The organism is Pseudomonas acericola (SeqCode), assembly GCF_053456465.1.
The window spans coordinates 484832-504850 of record NZ_JBRFJB010000002.1; the positions used below are offsets into that span (position 1 = coordinate 484832).

The 20019-nt window shown below is 60.3% G+C and carries 24 protein-coding genes; 21 read left to right on the plus strand and 3 right to left on the minus strand.

From position 1 onward, the window contains the following. Nucleotides 1-471: 471 nt before the first annotated feature. Nucleotides 472-795, minus strand: a complete 324-nt coding sequence (fdxA, locus tag ACU688_RS08205; protein WP_017738276.1) for a ferredoxin FdxA — start codon at nt 793-795, stop codon at nt 472-474. 143 nt (nt 796-938) lie between these two features. Beyond that, on the minus strand, nt 939-3530 hold the full coding sequence (gene mutS / locus ACU688_RS08210) for a DNA mismatch repair protein MutS (protein ID WP_448184320.1): 2592 nt from the start codon (nt 3528-3530) through the stop codon (nt 939-941). A 197-nt stretch (nt 3531-3727) separates the two neighbouring features. Between mutS and ACU688_RS08215 the strand changes: the two genes are divergently transcribed. The 21 genes from ACU688_RS08215 to recX all read left to right on the plus strand — a co-directional run bounded on the left by ACU688_RS08215 (nt 3728) and on the right by recX (nt 18716). Beyond that, nucleotides 3728-4462 (plus strand): LexA family transcriptional regulator, encoded by a 735-nt coding sequence (locus tag ACU688_RS08215; protein WP_207039880.1) that lies wholly within the window; start codon nt 3728-3730, stop codon nt 4460-4462. Nucleotides 4463-5057: 595 nt separating this feature from the next. Next, nucleotides 5058-5387, plus strand: coding sequence for a phage holin family protein (locus ACU688_RS08220; protein ID WP_017738272.1), 330 nt, complete (start codon nt 5058-5060; stop codon nt 5385-5387). 21 nt (nt 5388-5408) lie between these two features. Further along, complete coding sequence (locus ACU688_RS08225) at nt 5409-5924, plus strand: hypothetical protein (protein WP_448184321.1); 516 nt, start codon at nt 5409-5411, stop codon at nt 5922-5924. A 3-nt stretch (nt 5925-5927) separates the two neighbouring features. After that, nucleotides 5928-6539: a phage baseplate assembly protein V gene (locus tag ACU688_RS08230; protein ID WP_448184322.1), complete on the plus strand. Its 612-nt coding sequence runs from the start codon at nt 5928-5930 to the stop codon at nt 6537-6539. A gap of 9 nt (nt 6540-6548) precedes the next feature. Beyond that, a complete protein-coding gene (locus tag ACU688_RS08235; protein ID WP_448184323.1) occupies nt 6549-6881 on the plus strand; it encodes a phage baseplate protein in 333 nt (110 codons plus the stop codon). Further along, a complete protein-coding gene (locus tag ACU688_RS08240) occupies nt 6878-7873 on the plus strand; it encodes a baseplate J/gp47 family protein (protein WP_448184324.1) in 996 nt (331 codons plus the stop codon). The genes ACU688_RS08235 and ACU688_RS08240 overlap by 4 nt, the downstream gene beginning before the upstream one ends. Continuing rightward, nucleotides 7870-8499 (plus strand): phage tail protein I, encoded by a 630-nt coding sequence (locus tag ACU688_RS08245; protein ID WP_448184325.1) that lies wholly within the window; start codon nt 7870-7872, stop codon nt 8497-8499. The genes ACU688_RS08240 and ACU688_RS08245 overlap by 4 nt, the downstream gene beginning before the upstream one ends. Next, a complete protein-coding gene (locus ACU688_RS08250) occupies nt 8500-9969 on the plus strand; it encodes a phage tail-collar fiber domain-containing protein (protein ID WP_448184326.1) in 1470 nt (489 codons plus the stop codon). It begins immediately after the preceding gene. 9 nt (nt 9970-9978) lie between these two features. Next, nucleotides 9979-10407, plus strand: a complete 429-nt coding sequence (locus ACU688_RS08255; RefSeq protein WP_448184327.1) for a phage tail assembly chaperone — start codon at nt 9979-9981, stop codon at nt 10405-10407. 80 nt (nt 10408-10487) lie between these two features. Continuing rightward, nucleotides 10488-10679: a hypothetical protein gene (locus tag ACU688_RS08260; protein ID WP_448184328.1), complete on the plus strand. Its 192-nt coding sequence runs from the start codon at nt 10488-10490 to the stop codon at nt 10677-10679. A 2-nt stretch (nt 10680-10681) separates the two neighbouring features. Further along, entirely contained in the window at nt 10682-11848 is a 1167-nt protein-coding gene (locus tag ACU688_RS08265) for a phage tail sheath protein (RefSeq protein ID WP_305432879.1), read from the plus strand. Beyond that, complete coding sequence (locus ACU688_RS08270) at nt 11848-12354, plus strand: phage major tail tube protein (RefSeq protein WP_448184329.1); 507 nt, start codon at nt 11848-11850, stop codon at nt 12352-12354. The genes ACU688_RS08265 and ACU688_RS08270 overlap by 1 nt, the downstream gene beginning before the upstream one ends. Nucleotides 12355-12507: 153 nt before the next feature. Further along, nucleotides 12508-13080, plus strand: a complete 573-nt coding sequence (locus ACU688_RS08275; protein ID WP_448184330.1) for a phage tail assembly protein — start codon at nt 12508-12510, stop codon at nt 13078-13080. Nucleotides 13081-13208: 128 nt separating this feature from the next. Then, a complete protein-coding gene (locus ACU688_RS08280; RefSeq protein WP_448184331.1) occupies nt 13209-14315 on the plus strand; it encodes a glycine zipper domain-containing protein in 1107 nt (368 codons plus the stop codon). Beyond that, nucleotides 14315-14698 (plus strand): phage tail protein, encoded by a 384-nt coding sequence (locus tag ACU688_RS08285; RefSeq protein WP_448184332.1) that lies wholly within the window; start codon nt 14315-14317, stop codon nt 14696-14698. Before ACU688_RS08280 ends, ACU688_RS08285 begins: the two co-directional genes overlap by 1 nt. Continuing rightward, entirely contained in the window at nt 14691-14903 is a 213-nt protein-coding gene (locus ACU688_RS08290) for a tail protein X (RefSeq protein ID WP_448184333.1), read from the plus strand. The genes ACU688_RS08285 and ACU688_RS08290 overlap by 8 nt, the downstream gene beginning before the upstream one ends. 9 nt (nt 14904-14912) lie before the next feature. Beyond that, a complete protein-coding gene (locus ACU688_RS08295) occupies nt 14913-15923 on the plus strand; it encodes a phage late control D family protein (RefSeq protein WP_448184334.1) in 1011 nt (336 codons plus the stop codon). 21 nt (nt 15924-15944) lie between these two features. Next, the gene (locus ACU688_RS08300; RefSeq protein ID WP_448184335.1) at nt 15945-16502 is read left to right on the plus strand and encodes a glycoside hydrolase family 19 protein; all 558 of its coding nucleotides are present in this window, start codon (nt 15945-15947) and stop codon (nt 16500-16502) included. Nucleotides 16503-16596: 94 nt separating this feature from the next. Continuing rightward, complete coding sequence (locus ACU688_RS08305) at nt 16597-17097, plus strand: CinA family protein (protein ID WP_448184336.1); 501 nt, start codon at nt 16597-16599, stop codon at nt 17095-17097. A gap of 84 nt (nt 17098-17181) precedes the next feature. Further along, entirely contained in the window at nt 17182-18240 is a 1059-nt protein-coding gene (gene recA, locus ACU688_RS08310; RefSeq protein ID WP_017738252.1) for a recombinase RecA, read from the plus strand. A gap of 8 nt (nt 18241-18248) precedes the next feature. Further along, nucleotides 18249-18716, plus strand: coding sequence for a recombination regulator RecX (gene recX / locus ACU688_RS08315; protein ID WP_026136987.1), 468 nt, complete (start codon nt 18249-18251; stop codon nt 18714-18716). Between the two features lie 156 nt (nt 18717-18872). Here the strand turns inward: recX and ACU688_RS08320 are convergent, their stop codons facing one another. After that, complete coding sequence (locus tag ACU688_RS08320) at nt 18873-19985, minus strand: LOG family protein (protein WP_448184337.1); 1113 nt, start codon at nt 19983-19985, stop codon at nt 18873-18875. Between the last annotated feature and the right edge of the window lie 34 nt (nt 19986-20019).

Sequence of the window (20019 nt, forward strand, 5' to 3'; positions counted from 1 at the left end):
AAGCCCCGACAGCGTCGGGGCTTTTTCATACCCGGAAGATGCCCCGGACGTGGCCGTTACGCTTTTGCCCAATTGCTCGTGTAAGCATTTGCTTACTTTTTCGTAAGTGTTTGGTTTTTTTACCGGACATGTACGCCTCGAAACGCTGAGAGTTTTTTCTAAGCTTTTGAAATTAAACAATTAATTAAATCGTGTTGAGCGTTTTTGTGTGCCATTCCACGGGTTGGATCCCGTTGTACTTCCCTTGGAAGTCTCTAAGATCAGCCCTGTGTCCACGGATTGACACAGCCATCAAGGAACGATGGTTTGAAGGAACGTCGCAGGATGCGATTCATCAGGATGATGAAAAGGAATACAGGGACTAGGGAAAAAATGTGGGCGGGTCATACCGCCCCTTTTTTTTGCCCGTAGAAAAGTCTCCGGACGCAAAAAAGGCCCCTAAGGGCCTTTTTTTGTCTGGCGGCGGCGCTGTTAGCGCTCGAGGTCTTTGATCTTGCCTTTGACGCCATCCCACTCTGCTGCATCCGGCAGCGAGTCTTTCTTCTCAGTGATGTTCGGCCAGATTTCCGCCAGCTCGACGTTCAACTGAATAAATTCCTGCATCTCTGCCGGGACTTCGTCCTCGGAGAAAATAGCGACGGCCGGGCATTCTGGTTCACACAGGGCGCAGTCGATGCACTCATCCGGGTGGATGACCAGGAAGTTCGGGCCTTCGTAGAAGCAGTCCACCGGACATACTTCCACGCAGTCGGTGTACTTGCACTTGATGCAGTTGTCGGTGACGACGAAGGTCATTTCTAATTCTCTCCTCAGGCGGCGGCAGCGAAACCCTTTGTGGCAGGGCTCGCGAGGTTCGGGAGCGATAGTCTGCAGGCCAGGCTAAAAAGCCTGCAGCATCCCAAACCGCGCGAGAGTCTACCAGCTTGCAAGCGCCAGCGTTATATCCGAACCTTCAGTGCATATAACATTTCGAGCGCTTTACGCGGCGTCAAGTCATCCAGGTCAAGCTTTGCCAACTCTTCCAGCACCGGATGGGGCAGGCTGGCGAACATATCGCTCTGGTGCGGTGCGGCGCTTTTGCTCGCGGCCTTGGCTGGGCTGGTGACCACGGTTTCATGGGGCAATGCCGTGGTTTCCAGGCGGCTGAGGTGCTCGCGGGCGCGGCTGATCACGATGTTCGGCACGCCGGCCAGTTGCGCCACCGCCAGGCCGTAGCTCTGGCTGGCCGGCCCAGGCAGCACGTGGTGCAGGAATACGATGCGTTCGTTGTGCTCAGTGGCATTGAGATGCACGTTGGCCACCAGCGGTTCGCTTTCCGGCAATACGGTCAGTTCGAAATAGTGGGTGGCGAACAGCGTGTAGGCCCGCAGGTGCGCCAAGCGCTCGGCTGCGGCCCATGCCAGGGACAGGCCATCGAAGGTGCTCGTGCCGCGACCGACCTCGTCCATCAGCACCAGGCTGCGCTCGGTGGCGTTGTGCAGGATGTTGGCGGTTTCGCTCATTTCCACCATAAAGGTCGAACGGCCGCCGGCCAGGTCATCGCTGGAACCGATCCGGGTGAAAATCCGGTCTACCAGCGACAACTCACAACTGGCCGCCGGCACGAAGCTGCCGATATGCGCCAGCAGCACGATCAATGCGGTCTGACGCATGTAGGTGGATTTACCGCCCATGTTCGGACCGGTGATCACCAGCATGCGGGTGTCATCGTCCAGCGACAGGTCGTTGGCGACGAACGGTGTAGTCAGTACTTGCTCGACGACCGGGTGGCGGCCCTGCACGATGCGCATGCACGGCTCGCTGACAAAACGCGGGCAGTTCAGGTCAAGGTTCAGCGCACGTTCGGCGAGGTTGCTCAGCACGTCCAGCTCGGCCAGGGCGGCGGCGGTGTCTTGCAACGGCGCCAGTTGGCCGATGAGGTCTTCGAGCAAGGCTTCATACAGCATCTTTTCCCGAGCGAGGGCGCGGCTCTTGGCTGACAACGCCTTGTCTTCGAACTCCTTGAGTTCCGGGGTGATAAAGCGCTCGGCACCTTTGAGGGTCTGGCGACGCTGATAGTCGATCGGCGCCGACTCGGCCTGCTTGCTCGGCAATTCAATAAAGTAGCCGTGCACGCGGTTGTACCCGACTTTCAAGTTGGCCAGGCCGGTACGGGCTTTTTCGCGGGCTTCCAGGTCAATCAGGAACTGCCCGGCGTTTTCGCTGAGGGATTGCAACTCGTCCAGCTCGCTGTCGTATCCGGTCTTCAACACGCCGCCGTCACGGATAATCGCCGGCGGGTTGTCGATGATGGCTTTTTCCAACAGTGCCGCCAGTTCCGGGTAGGTGCTGGTGGTCACGGCCAACTGTTGCAGGTGCGGCGTGTCCAGTTCGGTCATCGCCGCTTGCAGTTGCGGCAGGGCGCCGAGGGCATCGCGCAGCCGCGCCAGGTCGCGGGGGCGCGCATTGCGCAGGCCAATCCGCGCGAGGATGCGCTCGATATCGCCGATTTCCTTCAACTGCGGTTGCAGCTTCTCGAAGCGGTAACCGTCCAGCAGGCAGGTAATAGACGACTGACGCGCTTGCAGCACGCTCAAGTCCCGTAGCGGACGGTTCAGCCAACGGGTCAGCAAGCGGCTGCCCATGGCGGTCTGGCAACGGTCGACGACCGATTGCAGGGTGTTGTCGCGCCCGCCGGACAGGTTGGTGTCCAGCTCCAGGTTGCGACGGCTGGCGCCATCCAGCACCACGGTATCGTCCAGGCGCTCATGGCGCAGGGCGCGCAAGTGCGGCAGGGCGGTGCGCTGGGTTTCCTTGGCGTAGCCGAGCAGGCAACCGGCGGCGCCGATGGCCAGGGTCAGGGTTTCGCAACCAAAGCCCTTCAAGTCTTGCACGGAGAATTGTTGGCACAGGCTTTTCAGCGCCGAGTCACGCTCAAAATCCCACGGCGCACGGCGCTTGGCCCCACGACGTTTTTCCGCTGGCAGGTCCTTTGGCCAATCATCCGGGATCAACAACTCCACCGGATTGATACGCTCCAGCTCGGCCAGCAGGTTTTCCCAGCCCTTGATCTCCAGCACAGTGAAATTGCCGCTGGTGATGTCCAGCACCGACAGGCCAAACAAACGCTCATCGCCCAACACCGCAGCAATCAGGTTATCGCGACGCTCATCCAACAACGCCTCATCACTCACCGTCCCCGGCGTAATAATGCGCACCACCTGACGTTCTACCGGCCCCTTGCTGGTGGCCGGGTCGCCGATCTGCTCACAGATCACCACCGACTCGCCCAGCTTCACCAGCTTGACCAGATAACCTTCCAACGAATGGTAAGGAATCCCACACATCGGAATCGACTGCCCGGCCGATTGCCCACGGGCGGTCAGAGTGATGTCCAGCAACTTGGCGGCCTTCTTCGCGTCTTCGTAGAAGATCTCGTAGAAGTCGCCCATGCGATAGAACATCAACTGATCAGGGTGCTGGTTCTTGAGGCGCCAGTACTGCTGCATCATTGGGGTGTGGGAGGACAAGTCGGACGTGTTTTTACTCATTGGGTAGTAGGCAAATTCGTTAAAAGGAGTGGGGCAAAGGGGCGCTTGGCCCTGCTGATTTTGCGATGGCGGCAAGGTTAACACGCAAGGTCGGGGCTTCGCAGGTCGCAAGCGGATAGGTGTACAGGCGCTACGAATGCAAAAAATATGCGGATTAGCATTTGCCAACCCAAAAAACTCTCGTCACTATCCGCGCTATGCAAAAACGCAATGTTTCTATCGTCTTACGAGAACTGCTGGACCGCGACCGGATCTCCCCCATGGAGCTTCACCGGCGCACTGGCGTGCCTCAATCCACGCTGTCCCGGATCCTTAGCGGCAAGATCGTCGATCCCTCGGACAAGCACATCTCGCGTATCGCCGAGTACTTTCGCGTCAGCACCGACCAACTGCGCGGACGCGTAGCCATCGGCGCCTTGCGCGAAGACCTGCGTGACCCAACCCATTCGGAACTCAAGGACATTAGCCTGTGGGACGATGACACCCCGGTGAATGATGACGAGGTGTCGATCCCTTTTCTGCGCGAGGTTGAATTGGCTGCTGGATCAGGAAGATTCGTCATCGAGGAAAGCGAGAAGGCCAGCTTGCGGTTTGGCAAACGCAGCCTGCGGCATAACGGTGTGCAGTTTGACCAGGCCAAGTGCGTGACCGTACGTGGCAACAGCATGCTGCCCGTGCTGCGTGACGGGGCGACGGTTGGGGTCAACGCGGGCAAGAGCGGGATTGGCGATATCGTCGATGGGGATTTGTACGCCATCAACCATAACGGTCAACTGCGGGTGAAACAGCTCTATCGCCTGCCTTCCGGGATTCGCCTGCGCAGTTTCAATCGCGATGAACACCCGGACGAGGACTACAGTTTCCAGGACATCCAGGATGAGCAGATCAGCATCCTCGGCCATGTGTTTTGGTGGGGTATGTACGCCCGTTAACCTCTTTGCGTAAGACAAAGCCCGCCCATGTGCGGGTTTTTTTTCGCCTGACAAAAGCCGGCAGGGCCAATGCCTACAAGGGTTCTAATGCGTATACGCATTGAGTGCTCGCAAATAAATGCATTAATGCATTGACTGTATATCCATACATGCATATTCTCCATCTCAAGCCAGCCAAGAAGGCCTGGTGGAGGCGGCAAGGATGCTGCCAAGGAAGACAAGGAAGGCACGCAACATTGGCACGGACGCCACCAGAGCGATGGCAAGGACGCCAGGAAACACCGGCAAGGATGCCGACGCTCTTTAGTTACACCGCATGACAAGAACAGGCAGCGATGAACCGGCCTCAACGGTTCAGAGGGTTGGCAACTGACCCGGGTGTGCAGCGTAAAGCACCAGAAGCAGTTATCCGGCAGACAGGGATCGTGGTCGGAAAAACATCGAGGGAAGAACCGTACCGCGCCAGTAGCGCCGACAGTTCGCGGGACGCATTACTGAAAAGCCTGGGCAGCCGGGCTTTTTGGAATGCCTACCGACACACGGAAGTATTCAAACCCCGGCACCGTGCCGGCATTGCTCAGCCAGGAGGCGTGATATGACAAACGAGCAGCAAGCGTTAGCGGAAATGCCGATCTGGCTGGTGATCGTGCTGGCCCTGATCGGCGGGGTCAGCGGTGAAATGTGGCGCGCCGACAAGGAGGGCGCCCGGGGCTGGTCGTTGGTACGCCGGCTGGCCCTGCGGTCTGGGGCGTGCATGGTCTGCGGGGTCTCGGCGGTGATGCTGTTGTACGCCGCCGGCCTGTCGGTCTGGACCGCCGCCGCCCTGGGGTGTCTGACCGCCATGGCCGGCGCAGACGTGGCCATCGGCCTTTATGAACGTTGGGCGGCCAAACGTATCGGCGTCAACCGCCCGGATCAGCAGTAACCGCTGCAAGGACGCAACAAGATGACCTCTATTGAAAAAACCTCCCAACTGCCCATGGCGATTGAGGATGCGCTGAAGAGCGCTTTCCCACAATTGCGTGTAGGTAATCACCAGGACTTCACTGGCACCGGCGATAAGACCGGCGTGCTTATTGGCATGGAGCGTAATGGCCCTGGCATACGCTCCCTTGAGGGGCGCAAGGCGCATGTGTTGTCGGTTTCACTCAAAGTCATGGTTGCCAGCGGGGCCGCAGCGTTTGACGCATGCGACCTGGCCAGTCAACTGATGGACCTGGCCCTGGACAACCGCTGGGGCCTGCCGCCGGATCAGTGCGATTTGCCCACGGCCATCGTCGCAGCACCTTCCGCGTTGATCGGCGCGGAAACGGACTACGACACCTGGACCGTGTCCTTCAGCCAGACCCTCTACCTCGGCCCGCGCCTCCTCGAAGATCCCACAGGCAAACCGTTATTTGCCCGCACCTGGGAAGTCTCCGACATCAACGACCCGGATCAATATCGCCCACTTCAGGAGTAGTCCATGTTCGACGCATTGCTGCGCATGCAACTCGGGCCGATCGTCGAGCGCCTGGTGGAAATGGAAGCCCAGCTCGAAGACCTGTATCGCCGTGCGGAAAGTTTCTGCCGGATCGGCGTGTGCCAGGAGGTCGACGCCGCCAGCAACACCTGCAAGGTCAGTCATGGGGATTTACTCAGCCCGGCCATCCGTTTTTTCAACCCCAGCGCCGGTGCGCAGAGCGAAACCCGCATTCCCTCGGTGGGGGAGCAATGCCTGTTGCTCAACTACGGCGGCGGCGAAGGCGGAGCACAATCTGTGGCCTTGTTCGGCCTCAACAGTAGTCTGTTTCCGCCGGTGTCCGGCGTGGCCTCGCTGACCCGGCGCCGTTATCAGGACGGCACCCAAAGCGACTATGACGATGCCAGCCACACGTTCAAATGGAGCAACGGGCCGACCATCGTCAGCGGTTCCCGTGAACAGCTGAACGTGACTGTCGGTGCCGCCACGCTGACGCTGACAGAGCACAGCATCACCCTGCAACTCGGCGCCAGCGGCTTGCTGCTGGATGCCGCCGGCGTGCATTTGAGCGGCCCGGTGGTGGACCACCACGGCCGTGTGATCAGCAGCGCATAAGGATTTGCCATGATCGGAATCGATAGGAACAGCGGGGCAGCGGTCGATGACTGGCTGCAATTCGTACAGCGTGCCACCCGAGCGCTGACCACCCCCATAGGCACTCGCCAGAAGCGCCCGTTGTATGGCTCGAAGATACCGCAACTGCTCGGCCAGAACCTGGGCGACGACCTGTTGATCCTCGCCCAGAGCCATGCCGCCGATGCGTTCTACAACGCGCAAAACGGCATCACCGACTTTCAACCCCAGGTCATCGTCGCGACCCGCCAGGGCGCCGGCTTGCTGCTGCGTTTTGCCGGCACCTGGAAAAACCGCCAACAATCTTTCGAGGTCGTTACATGAGCATGTTGATCCCTGGCCAGAACCAACTGGCGGAACCGGCGATTATCGCGGTCGACGCCTTCGAGCCGCTATTGGCGGAGTTCAAGGCGTTCGTCGTCGACTACGTGGCCACCCGCGCGCCGCAAAGTGCGGCCAAACTCAAGCTCAGCCTCGACAATGAAAGCGAGCTGCTGACCCTGGCCCTGGAAGCGTTTTGCGTACGCCTGCAAACCCACGAGCGCCGATACAACGCGCGTATCAAGCAGATGCTGGCGTGGTGGGCCACCGGTAGCAATCTGGATGCGCGCCTCGCGGACATGGGCCTGGAGCGCCAGGTGCTTGACCCTGGCGACCCGGCGGCTTTCCCGCCTGTGCCGCCGACGCTGGAAAGCGACGATGACGCTCGCCTGCGCTATTACCTGGCTCCCCACGCCCCAGCGGCGGGCTCGCGCATGCAATATCGCCGCGAAGTGTTCACCTTGGGCGAGCGGCCAGCGGTCAAGGTGCAAAGCGCCGCGCCGGGCGTGGTGACGGTCAGCTACACCTTCAACCCAGACGGCTATGCCGCACGGATCAAGGATGGCAACGGTCGGCGTACCGCGCCTGGCGAGGTGATGGTCACCGTGCTCTCCCGGGACGGCGATGGCAGCGCCTCTGCCGATTTGCTTGACGGCGTGCGTCGACATTTCGCACGGCCCGATGTACGACCGGAAACCGATCTGGTCACGGTCCAGGGCGCGCAGATCCAACGCTACAAGATCCGCGTGGTCGCCAAGATCAACGCGGGCCCCGATTCGGGATTGACCCAGGTTGCCGCGCAACAGTTGCTGCAAACCTACGCCGATTCCTGTCATCGCCTGGAGGGTCGGGTCGATCCGAGCTGGATCGACTACGCCATCCACAGCGCCGGCGCTGCGCAACTGCAGATCCTTGAACCGCTGGCGCCGATCATCAGTTCGGCGTTCCAGGCCCCGTACTGCACGGGCGTCGAGGTGGAGGTGCGCACGCTATGAGTGAGCCCAAGACGAGCCTGTTGCCCGCCAACAGTTCACCACTCGAAAAGGCCCTGGATCTGGGCTTCGGCTACTTGCTGGAACGGGTCACACCGCCATTTCCCCAACTGATGGACCCGGATCGTACGCCGGCAGCGTTTTTGCCCTACCTGGCAGCGGACCGCGCGGTGAACGAATGGAGCACCACCGCCCCCGAGGCCGAGAAGCGCCTGACGGTCAAACTCGCCTGGCCCACCGCTCGCCAGGCTGGCACTCGCCAAGCCCTGGAAAACGCCGCCAAAGGCCTGCAACTAAGCCCTGAAGTGCGCGCTTGGTACGAGCAAAAGCCCAAGGGCGTGCCCTACAGCTTTGCCGTGCGGGCCTGGACCGAATTGCCTTACAGCGAAACCATCGATGCCCGGCTCGACCGCCGACTGGCCGACGCTAAGAGCGAGCGCGACATCCTCTCGATCTCGGTGGGCCTCAGTGCATCTGGAAGCCACAGTATCGGCGCTGCGACGCTGTGCGGCGAACTCACCGCGATCTACCCCAACGTGCTGGCAGGGGTCGAGTCCTCCGGCCGCGCCTTCATGGCGGCCGCGCTCTACACCGTCGAAACCACCACCCTTTATCCACTGGAGCACTAAATGGCTGACTATTACACCCTGCTCACCAACGCGGGTATCGCCTACGAAACCGCCTGCAAGGCCGCGGGCGTACCGATCAAACTGGCGCAGATCTCCGTCGGCGACGGCAACGGCGCTGTCTATAACCCTGATGCCAACGCAAAAGCGCTGAAACGCGAAGTCTGGCGTGGGCCGTTGACCGCGCTGTTTCAAGATGAAAAAAACGCCAACTGGTTGATGGCCGAAGTCACCATTCCGTCGAATGTCGGCGGCTGGTATGTGCGGGAAGCCGGGCTGTGGACGGATAGCGGGATTTTGTACGCCATCGTCAAATACCCGGAGTCGTACAAGCCGGTGTTGACGACGTCGGGGGCCGGCAAAGAGTTTTACATCCGCTCGATTTTCGAGACGACCAATGCCGCCAATGTGACGTTGTTGATTGATGACACGGTGGTGAAGGCGACTCGGGCGTGGGTGATGGACTACGTGGAGAAGAGGACTTATTCGAAGGCTGAGGTCGATACGATGATTGCCAAAGCCTCGGCGTTGCCGGTCGGCTCGGTCATCGCCTTTCCCGTGAATAAAGTTCCGCCTGGCTTTCTTGAGATCGATGGGAGTATCAAAAGCGCTGCAGCTTATCCCGACTTGTCCGGATTTCTGGGGGGTGCGTTCAACAAGGGGGATGAAGGTGTCGGAAACTTCCGGCTGCCTGAGTCTCGCGGCGAATTCTTGCGCGGCTGGGATCATGGCCGTGGCGTTGACGCAGGCCGAGAAGTTGGCAGCTGGCAAAAAAGCACGCTACAGGCGTTTGACTACAGCACCGAAAGCCTGGCTGTTGGGGGGCTGTGGCATACAGGGCCGAACGGCGCGGCCTTGAGTGGACATGGCCTTGATCCTATTGTGCAAAGTGATTATCCCGTCAGCTATTCCATTTATACGACCGGTACCCAGACCACCCAGAACGTCGGTTTGGGCGGTACTCGCCCGCGAAACCTGGCGGTCATCTGGTGCATCAAAGCGTGGAGCGCCCCAGTCAATCAGGGCGTCATCGACGTTTCGGCACTGGCATCACTGACCTCGCAGGCAACCGAGCTCAAGCAAGGCACAACGAAAGTCGCCACGGCTGTGCAAATGCTTGATAGCACCAATGATCTGGTCACGGTCACGCCGAAGAAGCTGCGCCTCGGCTTTGCCTCAAGCTTTACCCCAACAGGCTATTTCGTTTTCCCAAGTTGGCTTGGCGGCTTGGTCATTCAATGGGGCGTCGTTGACTACCAGACAAGCGGCGATAGCTTGCTACCCGTCTCGTTTCCCGTTGAGTTTCCCTACTCTGTGCTCTATGCCGACTGGACTGTTGATAGCGACATCTTGAGCTCAGTGATCGGATCTTACGTTTACCAGGTCACGAAAAAAGGCATGACCTTGACGTGCGATAAACAAGTCACCTCTGCGGCAACGGTTGTTGCGCGCTGGTTTGCTTTCGGCAGATAAGGAGAATTTATGCGTTTTTACAGTCCATCGACAGGCTGCACGTATTTGCCTGCGATCCATGGCGAGAATATTCCGAGTGATGCAGTAGAAATCTCGGATGAGGTTTTTCTGCAGGTTATTGCAAACCCGGAGCTCGGCAAGATCCGGGCGCACGATGATAACGGCCAGCCCTATTTGATCAGTGCGCCAGTCATTGAGATCGACCTTGCGGTCGTAGAGCGCCTGTGGCGAGACGCTGAAATTGAAAGTGCTAAATGGCTGCGCGAGCGTCATCGCGACGAACTTGAGATCGGTGGTAACACAACGCTGACCACTGAGCAGTTTTCTGAATTGCTGCTGTACGTGCAATCACTGCGCGATTGGCCGCAATCGCCGAACTTCCCCAATGACCAGCAGCGGCCAGTAGCGCCATCCTGGCTCGCCAACCAAACCGAATAAACGCCCCGCCCTGACGGGGCGTTTTCTTTCCTGATTCAACCCCCGCCGCCTCGAGCGGCTTTTTTGTGCATGGAGTGCATATGCCCACCCGCCAAACCTACACCGTCCTCGTCCCATTCCCTACCCACGCCGGCCATTGGTCTGTCGTCGGCGAGGAACTCGACCTGCTGGACGTCGAAGCAACCGCCTTGCGCACCGCTGGCCGCCTGGAACTGACCAGCGTCCTTAACGCCACCCCGGCCAAACAGGCCACTACCCAGAAGGCTGACTAATCATGGCTGAGGTTTTGAACTTCGAGCACAACGGCATCACCGTCAACGCGACCGAATCCCCCGAGGCCATGGGTGGCCTGGGCGATAACGTGATCGGCCTGGTCGGTACCGCGCCGAAAGCCCACGCGTCGATCCCGAAAAATTCGCCGTTCCGTATCAACAGTTTCACCGCCCAGGCGTTGCTGGATCCTACCGGCGCCGAGTCGGGCACGCTGTTTCATGCGGTGTACCAGATCCTCAAGGTGGTGAAGGTGCCGGTCTACGTGGTGATCGTGGAGGAGGGCGCAACGGCGGCCGATACCCAGAACAACGTGATCGGCGGTGACGAGCCGGTTACCGGGCGCAAGCTGGGCCTGGCGGCACTGGCCAGCGTGCCGGAAGACCTGACCATCATCGGCGCCCCGGGCTTCACCGGCGTCAAGGCGGTGGCCGGTGAGTTCGCGGCCTTCGGCAAGCGCATCAAGGCCCGTGTGGTGCTGGATGGCAAGGACGTGGCGGTCGCCGGCCAAGTGACCTACAGCGGCGAACTGGGCGGTGCCGACCTTGGCTTCGACCGTTGCCTGCTGGTGCACAACATGCCGTCGGTGTACTCCAAGGCGGCGAAGAAGAATGTGTTCCTCGCGCCGTCGTCCCTGGCGATCGCCGCATTGGCGAAGGTTAAGCAGTGGGAAAGCCCGGGCAATCAGGTGACGTTCGCCGAGGATGTTTCCCGCGTGGTCGAGTACAACATCCTCGACACCTCCACCGAAGGCGACCTGCTCAACCGCTACGGTGTGAGCTACTACGCCCGCACCATCCTCGGCGGTTTTTCGCTGCTGGGTAACCGCTCCATCACCGGCAAGTTCATCAGCTATGTCGGCCTGGAAGATGCCATCAGCCGCAAGCTGGTCAAGGCCGGCCAGAAAGCGATGGCCAAGAACCTCACCAAGTCCTTCATGGACCAGGAGGTCAAGCGCATCAACGACTGGCTGCAAACCCTGGTCGCCGACGAAACCATCCCCGGCGGCAGCGTGTACCTGCACCCGGAACTGAACAGTGTCGAGAAGTACAAGAACGGCACCTGGTTCATCGTCATCGACTACGGCCGCTACGCGCCGAACGAACACATGATTTATCAACTCAATGCCCGCGATGAAATCATCGAGCAGTTCCTGGAGGACGTTCTCTAATGTTTACCAATCGAGTCAGACAGGCCATTGCGGCCACCCTTCAAGGCCTGCCGTTGTCCGCGACGGTGGAGGAATTCACCCCGCCGACGATCGAGTTTGAGATGGAGCCCATGTCCGGCGGGCGCTTTATCGCCGAGGAAATGGCCAAGAGCGGCAAGGTGCTCAATGCCACGTTGATCCTGCAAGGGGCCGGCCCGGAAATCATGCTGGCCCTGGGTGTGCGCCTGGGTGACGACATCCTGCTGAACGTGCGCGAAGCCGGCCAGGACCAGGATGGCAAGACCTATTTCACCTACCACACGGTCGGCGGCAAGCTCAAATCCCTGGCGGAAGCCAAGCTGAAAATGGGCGAGAAGGCCACCACCACTCTGGAGCTGTCCTGCCGCACCTACAACCGCCTGGAAAACGGCATCCCGGTGATCGACATCGACGTGCGCACCCAGAAGTTCGTGCTCAATGGCGTCGATATCCTCGGCGATGCACGCCGCGCCGTGCTGATGCCTTAAGGCCGATCGAGTTCCCTGTGGGAGCCGGGCTTGCCCGCGATAGCATCACCTCGGTCTAGCTGAATGACCGAGTCGCCTGCATCGCAGGCAAGCCAGCTCCCACAGGGACCGGCGCTCGCCCTTTTTTACAACGTTACCCAAGGAGTTTGCCCCATGGCCTGGATGCCACCGCTGCACCGCCTGCTCTCGCCAATCACCGCCGACACTGGCGCGACGATCGAGCAGGTTCAACTCAAGCCGCTGTACTACGCCGCGCAAAAAGACGCGCTGGCCCGGGCCGGTGAGGATGAGGACGATCAGTTCTTCGAACTGGCGAAACTCGCCACCGGCCTGTCGGAAAAAGAGCTCGACCAACTCAAGCGCCCGGACTACGTGACCATCGCCCAATTCGTGCATGAGATGTCGACCCGTCCTTCGTCGTTCTTCCTCGGCGAGCCGGCGCCATCGAGCCACGAACAACCGGTTCAACTGTTGCTGCCGGTGGATGCCGCCGGTCGCACCCATGCCGAACTCGAGCTGGAAATGCCCGCCCTGCGCGCGACCAAGGTGATGAAAAAACTCGCCACCGCCAAAGACCGCGCCGAATTCATTACCGCCCATTGCACCGGGCTGATGATCCCCGATCTCGCCGGCCTGACCGTGCCCGACTGGACGGGGTTGCAGGAGCGCATTGACGATTTTTTAAATCAACCGGCGGCCTTCTTTCGCAACGGGACATTGACGTAATCCTCGATGTGGTGCCGCTGGTTTACTCGGTCAATGAAGCGGAGATCCTGGAATGGGACGCCGCCAAAGCCATGCGCCGCTACGACATCGCGATCACTCGCCTTGGCGTCAAACAGGAGTAGAGCGGGATGCAAGACACTAAATATGGGATGAGGCTCGCCCAGGAGGACTTGCGCTGGATGATCGGCGACGCCGACCTTGGCAATGTGCTGGCGCCGTTTTCCGCCAGCGCTGTGGCTCCTGTCAGCGTGGATGGGGCCCCGCAGCCGCAGGTGGAACTGCGCTCTGCGTTGGTCACGCTCAGTGTGGATATCAACGCCTTGGCCCAGGAAAACGTGCGGCTGCGCGAGACGTTGGAGACGCTCAACAGCACGCTGTTCATCAACGGCGATGCGCTGGTGCCCAAGGCTGCCGATGTGGCCGCGAGCTCGCCGCAGGATCAGCCCGAGGCTGCCGGCGCTGGCTTGTTGGACACGATCAAAGACAAGGTCATAGAAAAAGCGGTTGATCTGGTCATGGACGAGGCCGTCAATCAATTCAAAGAGCGCAAAAAAAACGCTGGGCGCAGCGCAGGCAGGCGCAGTCCGTCCAAGCGAAATCGCCAGGCCTTGGGGGGCCAGTCAAACAGCTTTCAGCGGGGGCCGAACTCGCAACGTTTTCAGTCCTTTGCCGGGGCTAGCGTTGCCACTAGCGCACCCAACCTAAGTGCAGGCGCCTTGGCCGATGCTGTCGGCGCACTGCAATCCGTCGGCATTCGCCGGCTCGGGCCATTGAGAGCCGCCGCAGCTGCCGTGGATGTGATCCAGGGCGTACGCAACGGCGATGCCAACGCCATCGGCTCCGGCCTGAGCACTGCGGGTGGAGCGTGGGCGGGCGCCTCTGCGGGGGCGGCCATCGGCACCTTGGTTCTTCCCGGTGTCGGTACAGCGGTCGGCGGTGCAATCGGTGGTTTGCTGGGCAGCGAAGCGGGCGCCTGGCTGGGTGACAAGTTGTTCGGCCCCAGTGATCGTCTGCCAGCGCCGAATGCCGTGAGCAAAGAGCTCAACAGTGCCCGCGCGGATAACGTGCAGGTTTCCATTGCGCCGAGTATCCAGATCACCGGTGTGAACCCAGCCGACGCCCAACAGGTGGTCAGCCAGGTGATCCACGCCCTGCAATTTCAATGCATGCCGATGGTCACGGACGCGCTGGGGGTTCGCCGCAATGCGGCTCTCGCCGACCTAGGAGGTGATTGATGCGACAACAGATGGTTTTGGGCGATTTCATTTTTGGTTTGTCCCGGGGCTTTGCCTATGCCTCGCTGATCCGTAACAGCGACGGCGGCTGGAGCGACCTGGCGATTATTGCCAGCAAGCCGCAGTCGCGCCAGAGCGGACAGAAGCTGGAAAAGCTCACCTTCAGCGGCAAGGCCATGTATGGCATCGGCATGCAACGCCTGGATGAGTTGCGTGCCCTGCAAGGCTTGCGCACACCGTTGCCGCTGGTGGATGGCATCGGCCGCAACTGGGGCCTGTGGCGGATCAATTCGGTGCAGGAAACCCAGAGCAACGTGATCGATGACGGCACGGCGATGCTGATGACCTGGACCCTTGAGCTGGAGGAATTCGTCAATGCGTAGAGTACGAAGTATCGCCGGTGACTCGGTCAACCTGCTGCTCTACCGCGAGCTGGGGCGTTGCGATGATGCGGCCGAAGAAACCCTGTGGCGCCTGAACCCCAAGCTTGCCGAGTACGGCCCGGTGCTGCCGGCGGGTGTCTGGGTGATCGTGCCGGAAATGCAAGCGCGGCCGACGGCGCTGCGCCCCGTTCTGGCGTGGGATTAAGGAGGCTGCATGTCACAGGGATTTACGCCAATCGTGGAATTTTACGGCGCCAACGCGGCCTTGCTCAACCAGCGGATCATGCGCTGGAGCCATACCGATGGGGTCGGCATCCAGTCTGACCGGCTGGAACTGACCCTCAATATCGAGGGGCTGGAAGGCCTGCCGAGTTTGAGCGGCAAGATTGGCTTGCGCGTGGGTTTCAAAGAAACGGGGCTGGTGGAAAAAGGTCAGTTTCTGATCAGTCAGCGCACTCCCGTGCTGTTTCCCATGCGCCTGCTGATTGTCGCGACAGCAGCACCGTTCAGCGAGAAGGACGCGAGCGGCTATCGCCAGCGTCGATCGGCCAGCTATGGGCCCACCACACTGGGTGCGCTGTTTCGCCAGTTGGTCAGCCGGCACGGGTTTTCGCCGCGTGTGGCGCCGTCGCTGGAAAGCGTTCCGGTGCCGCATATCGACCAGTCCAATGAAAGCGACATGGCTTTCATTACCCGGCTGGCCAAGCGCTACTGCGCGATCACCAAGCCGTTCAACGAACTGTATGTCCTCGCCGAAGCCGGCAAAACCCGGACATTGACCCTGCAACAGTTGCCGGAGGTGAAATTGTCCGTGACCCAGGACAATCGCCCCGGTGATCCGGCCTTTATCACCGCCACGCTCAACGACAAGACGCGCGCGAAATACCAGGGCAGCCGTGTCACCTGGTGGGATTCGGCGGGGGGCAAGCAGCATGTGGTTGAAGTGGGTATTGCGCCGTTCAAGGCCGTGCGCCAGCGCTGTCAAAACGCGGCGGAAGCCCGTGCCGTCGCGGAAGCTGAGCTGCGCAGGGTCGGGCGCGAGGGGTTGGAGTTGGTGATCGATTGCCCTGGGAATCCGTTACTGGCCGCCGAAGGGCTGTTGCGGCTCGATGAGACCTGGCCGGGTTACATGCAGGGGCGGTGGTCGATCACCCAGGTAGTGAATTCGAGCGACCCGGTGGCGGGGTATCGCAGCTCGATCACTGCCGGCGGTTTGTCGGAATAGGCACTTTTCAGGGAGCGATTGATGCAGATCACACTGGCGCAACTGATGCAAATCCTGCCGGGAACCCGCCTTGGCGCGGGCGTTTTTTTGCCTGGGTTCAATGCCGCGTTTGCCCTGTATGGGATCGACAGTGCCCGACGCGTCGCTGCGTTTATCGCGCAAATCGGGCATGAGTCCGGCGAATTGCGCTACGTACGTGAGCTTGGGAGCGAGCAGTATCTGAGCAAGTACGACACGGGGTTGCTGGCCGCGCGCCTGGGCAACACGCCAGAACAGGACGGCGATGGCCAGCGGTACCGCGGCCGTGGCCTGATCCAGATCACTGGCCGGCGCAACTACCTGGCCTGCAGCCAGGCGTTGTTCGGTGATGATCGCCTGTTGCGGGAACCGACGCTGCTGGAGCAGCCGCAATGGGCCGTCGCGTCGGCCGCCTGGTTCTGGCAGAACAACGGTCTGAATGAACTGGCCGACAAGGACCAGTTCACCACGATCACGCGGCGTATCAATGGCGGGCTCAACGGGCTGGAGGACCGATTGCGGTTGTGGGCGCGGGCGAAGGCGGTTCTGTGTGTTTTTTAGGTAACGGCGGATGTGCGCGTGTCAGCCTGTCACTTGCACGTGCGATTGGCTCCTGTAGGGTAGGCGAACCCCCCGCTTACCTCCGGAGACAACCGTGAAGGAAATTACTCAACTGGCCGCTGAACTGGGACGCCGTCTACAGGTGCTCAATGCCCACGTCACCACCGCCGAGTCCTGCACCGGCGGCGGTATTGCCGAAGCGATCACGCGGATTCCGGGGAGTTCGGCCTGGTTCGAGGCGGGCTATGTCACCTATTCCAATCGCCAGAAGACCCGGCAACTGAATGTGCCGGAAGCCTTGTTTGCGAAAGTTGGCGCCGTCAGCCAGGAGGTGGTGGAGGCGATGGTCCGTGGCGCCCAGGAAAAAAGCCTGGCGCGTTTTGCCGTGGCGGTCAGCGGTGTCGCGGGGCCGGATGGCGGTTCGCCGGACAAACCGGTGGGCACTGTATGGCTCGCCTTTGGTGTCGGTGATGACGTCACGGCCGAGCTTGAGCACTTCACCGGCAACCGCGATGAGGTCCGCCGACAAACGGTAAAGGCCGCGCTAGAGGGCTTGTTGCGACGAGCTGCAGCAGAAATAGAAAATCAGGGGTAGGCGATCCCCGATCTTTGTGGAACAATACTGTCTACTTATACAGGTGTTGGCCGCCCCGGCCTTATTGATTACGTGAGGACTTTAATGGACGACAACAAGAAGAAAGCCTTGGCTGCGGCCCTGGGTCAGATCGAACGTCAATTCGGCAAGGGTGCCGTAATGCGTATGGGCGATCACGACCGTCAGGCGATCCCGGCTATTTCCACTGGCTCTCTGGGTCTGGACATCGCGCTCGGCATTGGCGGGTTGCCAAAAGGCCGTATCGTTGAAATCTACGGTCCTGAATCTTCCGGTAAAACCACCCTGACCCTGTCGGTGATTGCCCAGGCACAAAAAATGGGCGCCACCTGCGCGTTCGTTGACGCCGAGCACGCCCTCGACCCTGAATACGCTGGCAAGCTGGGCGTCAACGTTGACGACCTGCTGGTTTCCCAACCGGATACCGGTGAGCAAGCCCTGGAAATCACCGACATGCTGGTGCGCTCCAATGCCATCGACGTGATCGTGGTCGACTCCGTGGCTGCCCTGGTACCCAAGGCTGAAATCGAAGGCGAGATGGGTGACATGCACGTGGGCCTGCAAGCCCGTCTGATGTCCCAGGCACTGCGTAAAATCACCGGTAACATCAAGAACGCCAACTGCCTGGTGATCTTCATCAACCAGATCCGTATGAAGATCGGCGTGATGTTCGGCAGCCCGGAAACCACCACCGGTGGTAACGCGCTGAAGTTCTATGCTTCGGTCCGTCTGGACATCCGCCGTACTGGCGCGGTGAAAGAAGGCGACGAAGTTGTTGGTAGCGAAACCCGCGTTAAAGTCGTGAAGAACAAAGTGGCCCCGCCTTTCCGTCAGGCTGAGTTCCAGATTCTCTACGGCAAGGGTATCTACCTGAACGGCGAGATGATCGACCTGGGCGTGCTGCACGGCTTTGTTGAGAAGTCCGGCGCCTGGTATGCCTACAACGGCAGCAAGATCGGCCAGGGCAAGGCCAACTCGGCCAAGTTCCTTGCGGAAAACCCGGATATCGCCGCCACGCTTGAAAAGCAGATCCGCGATAAGCTGCTGACCGCAGCGCCAGACGTGAAGGCTGCCGCCAACCGCGAGCCGGTTGCAGAAGTAGAAGAAGCCGACACTGATATCTGAAGCAAACGATGACAGTTGTACTGGATACACTCGTCGCCGTTCGGCGCACTGCGATGGACCTGCTCGCTCGCCGCGAGCATGGTCGAGTCGAGCTGACGCGCAAGCTGCGTCAGCGCGGCGCGGAGCCCGAGATGATCGACACCGCTCTCGACCGCTTGACGGAAGAGGGGCTGCTGTCGGAAGCCCGTTACCTTGAAAGCTTTGTGTCCTATCGAGCCCGCTCTGGCTACGGCCCGGCGCGGATTCGTGAAGAGTTGAGTCAGCGGGGCCTGCAACGTGCTGATATCGACCTTGCCCTGCGTGAGTGCGGTATCAGTTGGCAGTCGCAGCTGGAAGAGACCTGGCGGCGCAAGTTTTCTGGTCATCTGCCTATCGATGCCAGGGAGCGTGCGAAACAAGGCCGCTTCCTGAGTTATCGTGGGTTCTCGATGGAAATGATCAGCCGCCTACTCAGTGGGCGAGACATGGACGACTGAGTTGTTATCTTGACGGCGTTTGTTGTGATGAGGGCGCTTGTTGTGGCGAGGGAGCTTGCTCCCGCTGGGCTGCGCAGCAGCCCCAACCACTCCACTACAAGCCATCCATAAAAAGGCCCACTATGAAATAGTGGGCCTTTTTTTTTGCTCAAAAAATCACGCCGGCTCCGGCGCCACTCTCTGCTGCACCTTGCCCTGAGCCTGCGCCCAGTTCTCCGGCAAGTTGATGAAATCCACCAGCTCTCGCAATCGGCCCTGGTCGCGACCGTTGAAGTTGAACACCAGCCGCGTCAGATGGCTGAACCTTGGCTCGTCATGTTCCTCGCCGGTATAAGCGAGTTGTTGGAATTCCCCGCTTAATCGCAGGCTGGCAAATTCGCTTTGCAAATGGGCCAGTGCTCGATCACTGAGAGGGTGATGCATGCGCATCACGAATTCGCGTTTCAACCAGCGCGTGGAGTGGAAGTTGGCGTAGAACTGATTGATCTCCGCCACCGCGTCCTCTGCGCTGTACACCAGGCGCACCAGCTTGAGGTCGGTGGGCAGGATATAGCGGTTGGCTTCCAGCTGGCTGCGGATAAAGTCCAGCGCGCCTTGCCAGAAGCCGCCACCGGGAGCGTCCAGCAACACGACGGGCACCAATGGGCTTTTGCCGGTCTGGATCAGTGTCAGCACTTCCAGCGCTTCATCCAGGGTGCCGAAACCGCCTGGGCACAACACCAGTGCATCGGCTTCCTTGACGAAGAACAGCTTGCGAGTGAAGAAGAAGTGAAACGACAGCAGGTTGTCGGTGCCGTCGATGGTCGGGTTGGCGTGCTGTTCAAACGGCAGAGTGATGTTGAAGCCCAGGCTATGTTCCAGGCCGGCGCCTTCATGGGCAGCGGCCATGATGCCGCCGCCGCCGCCGGTGATCACCATCAGGTCCGATTTTGCGAGCATTGCACCGACTTCACGGGCCAGGGCATACAACGGGCTTTCGACGGGCGTGCGCGCCGAGCCAAACACCGTGACTTTGCGCCGGCCCTTGAACTGTTCCAGCACGCGGAAGGCGTTGTCCAATTCGCGGATGGCTTGCAGGGTGATTTTCGCGTTCCAGCGGTCACCGTTGTCCTGGGCCATGCGCAGCACGGTGAGGATCATGTCGCGATAAAGAGGGGTATTCGGGCTGTTGGGGGCAATTAGCTGGAGTTGCGCTTCGACCTGCTGGGTGAGGTCGGCTCCGTTTTGTTCAAAATGTTGGAGCAGGCGGTCATTCGGTTCGTAAGGCATTCAACTTCTCCTTCTTGCAGGGCCCGGGTGGCCG

What these genes read in the sequence shown, in the direction of transcription:
- fdxA (WP_017738276.1), bottom strand. Translation starts at nt 795, where the DNA reads ATGACCTTCGTCGTCACCGACAACTGCATCAAGTGCAAGTACACCGAC.
- mutS (WP_448184320.1), bottom strand. Translation starts at nt 3,530, where the DNA reads ATGAGTAAAAACACGTCCGACTTGTCCTCCCACACCCCAATGATGCAG.
- ACU688_RS08215 (WP_207039880.1), top strand. Translation starts at nt 3,728, where the DNA reads ATGCAAAAACGCAATGTTTCTATCGTCTTACGAGAACTGCTGGACCGC.
- ACU688_RS08220 (WP_017738272.1), top strand. Translation starts at nt 5,058, where the DNA reads ATGACAAACGAGCAGCAAGCGTTAGCGGAAATGCCGATCTGGCTGGTG.
- ACU688_RS08225 (WP_448184321.1), top strand. Translation starts at nt 5,409, where the DNA reads ATGACCTCTATTGAAAAAACCTCCCAACTGCCCATGGCGATTGAGGAT.
- ACU688_RS08230 (WP_448184322.1), top strand. Translation starts at nt 5,928, where the DNA reads ATGTTCGACGCATTGCTGCGCATGCAACTCGGGCCGATCGTCGAGCGC.
- ACU688_RS08235 (WP_448184323.1), top strand. Translation starts at nt 6,549, where the DNA reads ATGATCGGAATCGATAGGAACAGCGGGGCAGCGGTCGATGACTGGCTG.
- ACU688_RS08240 (WP_448184324.1), top strand. Translation starts at nt 6,878, where the DNA reads ATGAGCATGTTGATCCCTGGCCAGAACCAACTGGCGGAACCGGCGATT.
- ACU688_RS08245 (WP_448184325.1), top strand. Translation starts at nt 7,870, where the DNA reads ATGAGTGAGCCCAAGACGAGCCTGTTGCCCGCCAACAGTTCACCACTC.
- ACU688_RS08250 (WP_448184326.1), top strand. Translation starts at nt 8,500, where the DNA reads ATGGCTGACTATTACACCCTGCTCACCAACGCGGGTATCGCCTACGAA.
- ACU688_RS08255 (WP_448184327.1), top strand. Translation starts at nt 9,979, where the DNA reads ATGCGTTTTTACAGTCCATCGACAGGCTGCACGTATTTGCCTGCGATC.
- ACU688_RS08260 (WP_448184328.1), top strand. Translation starts at nt 10,488, where the DNA reads ATGCCCACCCGCCAAACCTACACCGTCCTCGTCCCATTCCCTACCCAC.
- ACU688_RS08265 (WP_305432879.1), top strand. Translation starts at nt 10,682, where the DNA reads ATGGCTGAGGTTTTGAACTTCGAGCACAACGGCATCACCGTCAACGCG.
- ACU688_RS08270 (WP_448184329.1), top strand. Translation starts at nt 11,848, where the DNA reads ATGTTTACCAATCGAGTCAGACAGGCCATTGCGGCCACCCTTCAAGGC.
- ACU688_RS08275 (WP_448184330.1), top strand. Translation starts at nt 12,508, where the DNA reads ATGGCCTGGATGCCACCGCTGCACCGCCTGCTCTCGCCAATCACCGCC.
- ACU688_RS08280 (WP_448184331.1), top strand. Translation starts at nt 13,209, where the DNA reads ATGCAAGACACTAAATATGGGATGAGGCTCGCCCAGGAGGACTTGCGC.
- ACU688_RS08285 (WP_448184332.1), top strand. Translation starts at nt 14,315, where the DNA reads ATGCGACAACAGATGGTTTTGGGCGATTTCATTTTTGGTTTGTCCCGG.
- ACU688_RS08290 (WP_448184333.1), top strand. Translation starts at nt 14,691, where the DNA reads ATGCGTAGAGTACGAAGTATCGCCGGTGACTCGGTCAACCTGCTGCTC.
- ACU688_RS08295 (WP_448184334.1), top strand. Translation starts at nt 14,913, where the DNA reads ATGTCACAGGGATTTACGCCAATCGTGGAATTTTACGGCGCCAACGCG.
- ACU688_RS08300 (WP_448184335.1), top strand. Translation starts at nt 15,945, where the DNA reads ATGCAGATCACACTGGCGCAACTGATGCAAATCCTGCCGGGAACCCGC.
- recA (WP_017738252.1), top strand. Translation starts at nt 17,182, where the DNA reads ATGGACGACAACAAGAAGAAAGCCTTGGCTGCGGCCCTGGGTCAGATC.
- recX (WP_026136987.1), top strand. Translation starts at nt 18,249, where the DNA reads ATGACAGTTGTACTGGATACACTCGTCGCCGTTCGGCGCACTGCGATG.
- ACU688_RS08320 (WP_448184337.1), bottom strand. Translation starts at nt 19,985, where the DNA reads ATGCCTTACGAACCGAATGACCGCCTGCTCCAACATTTTGAACAAAAC.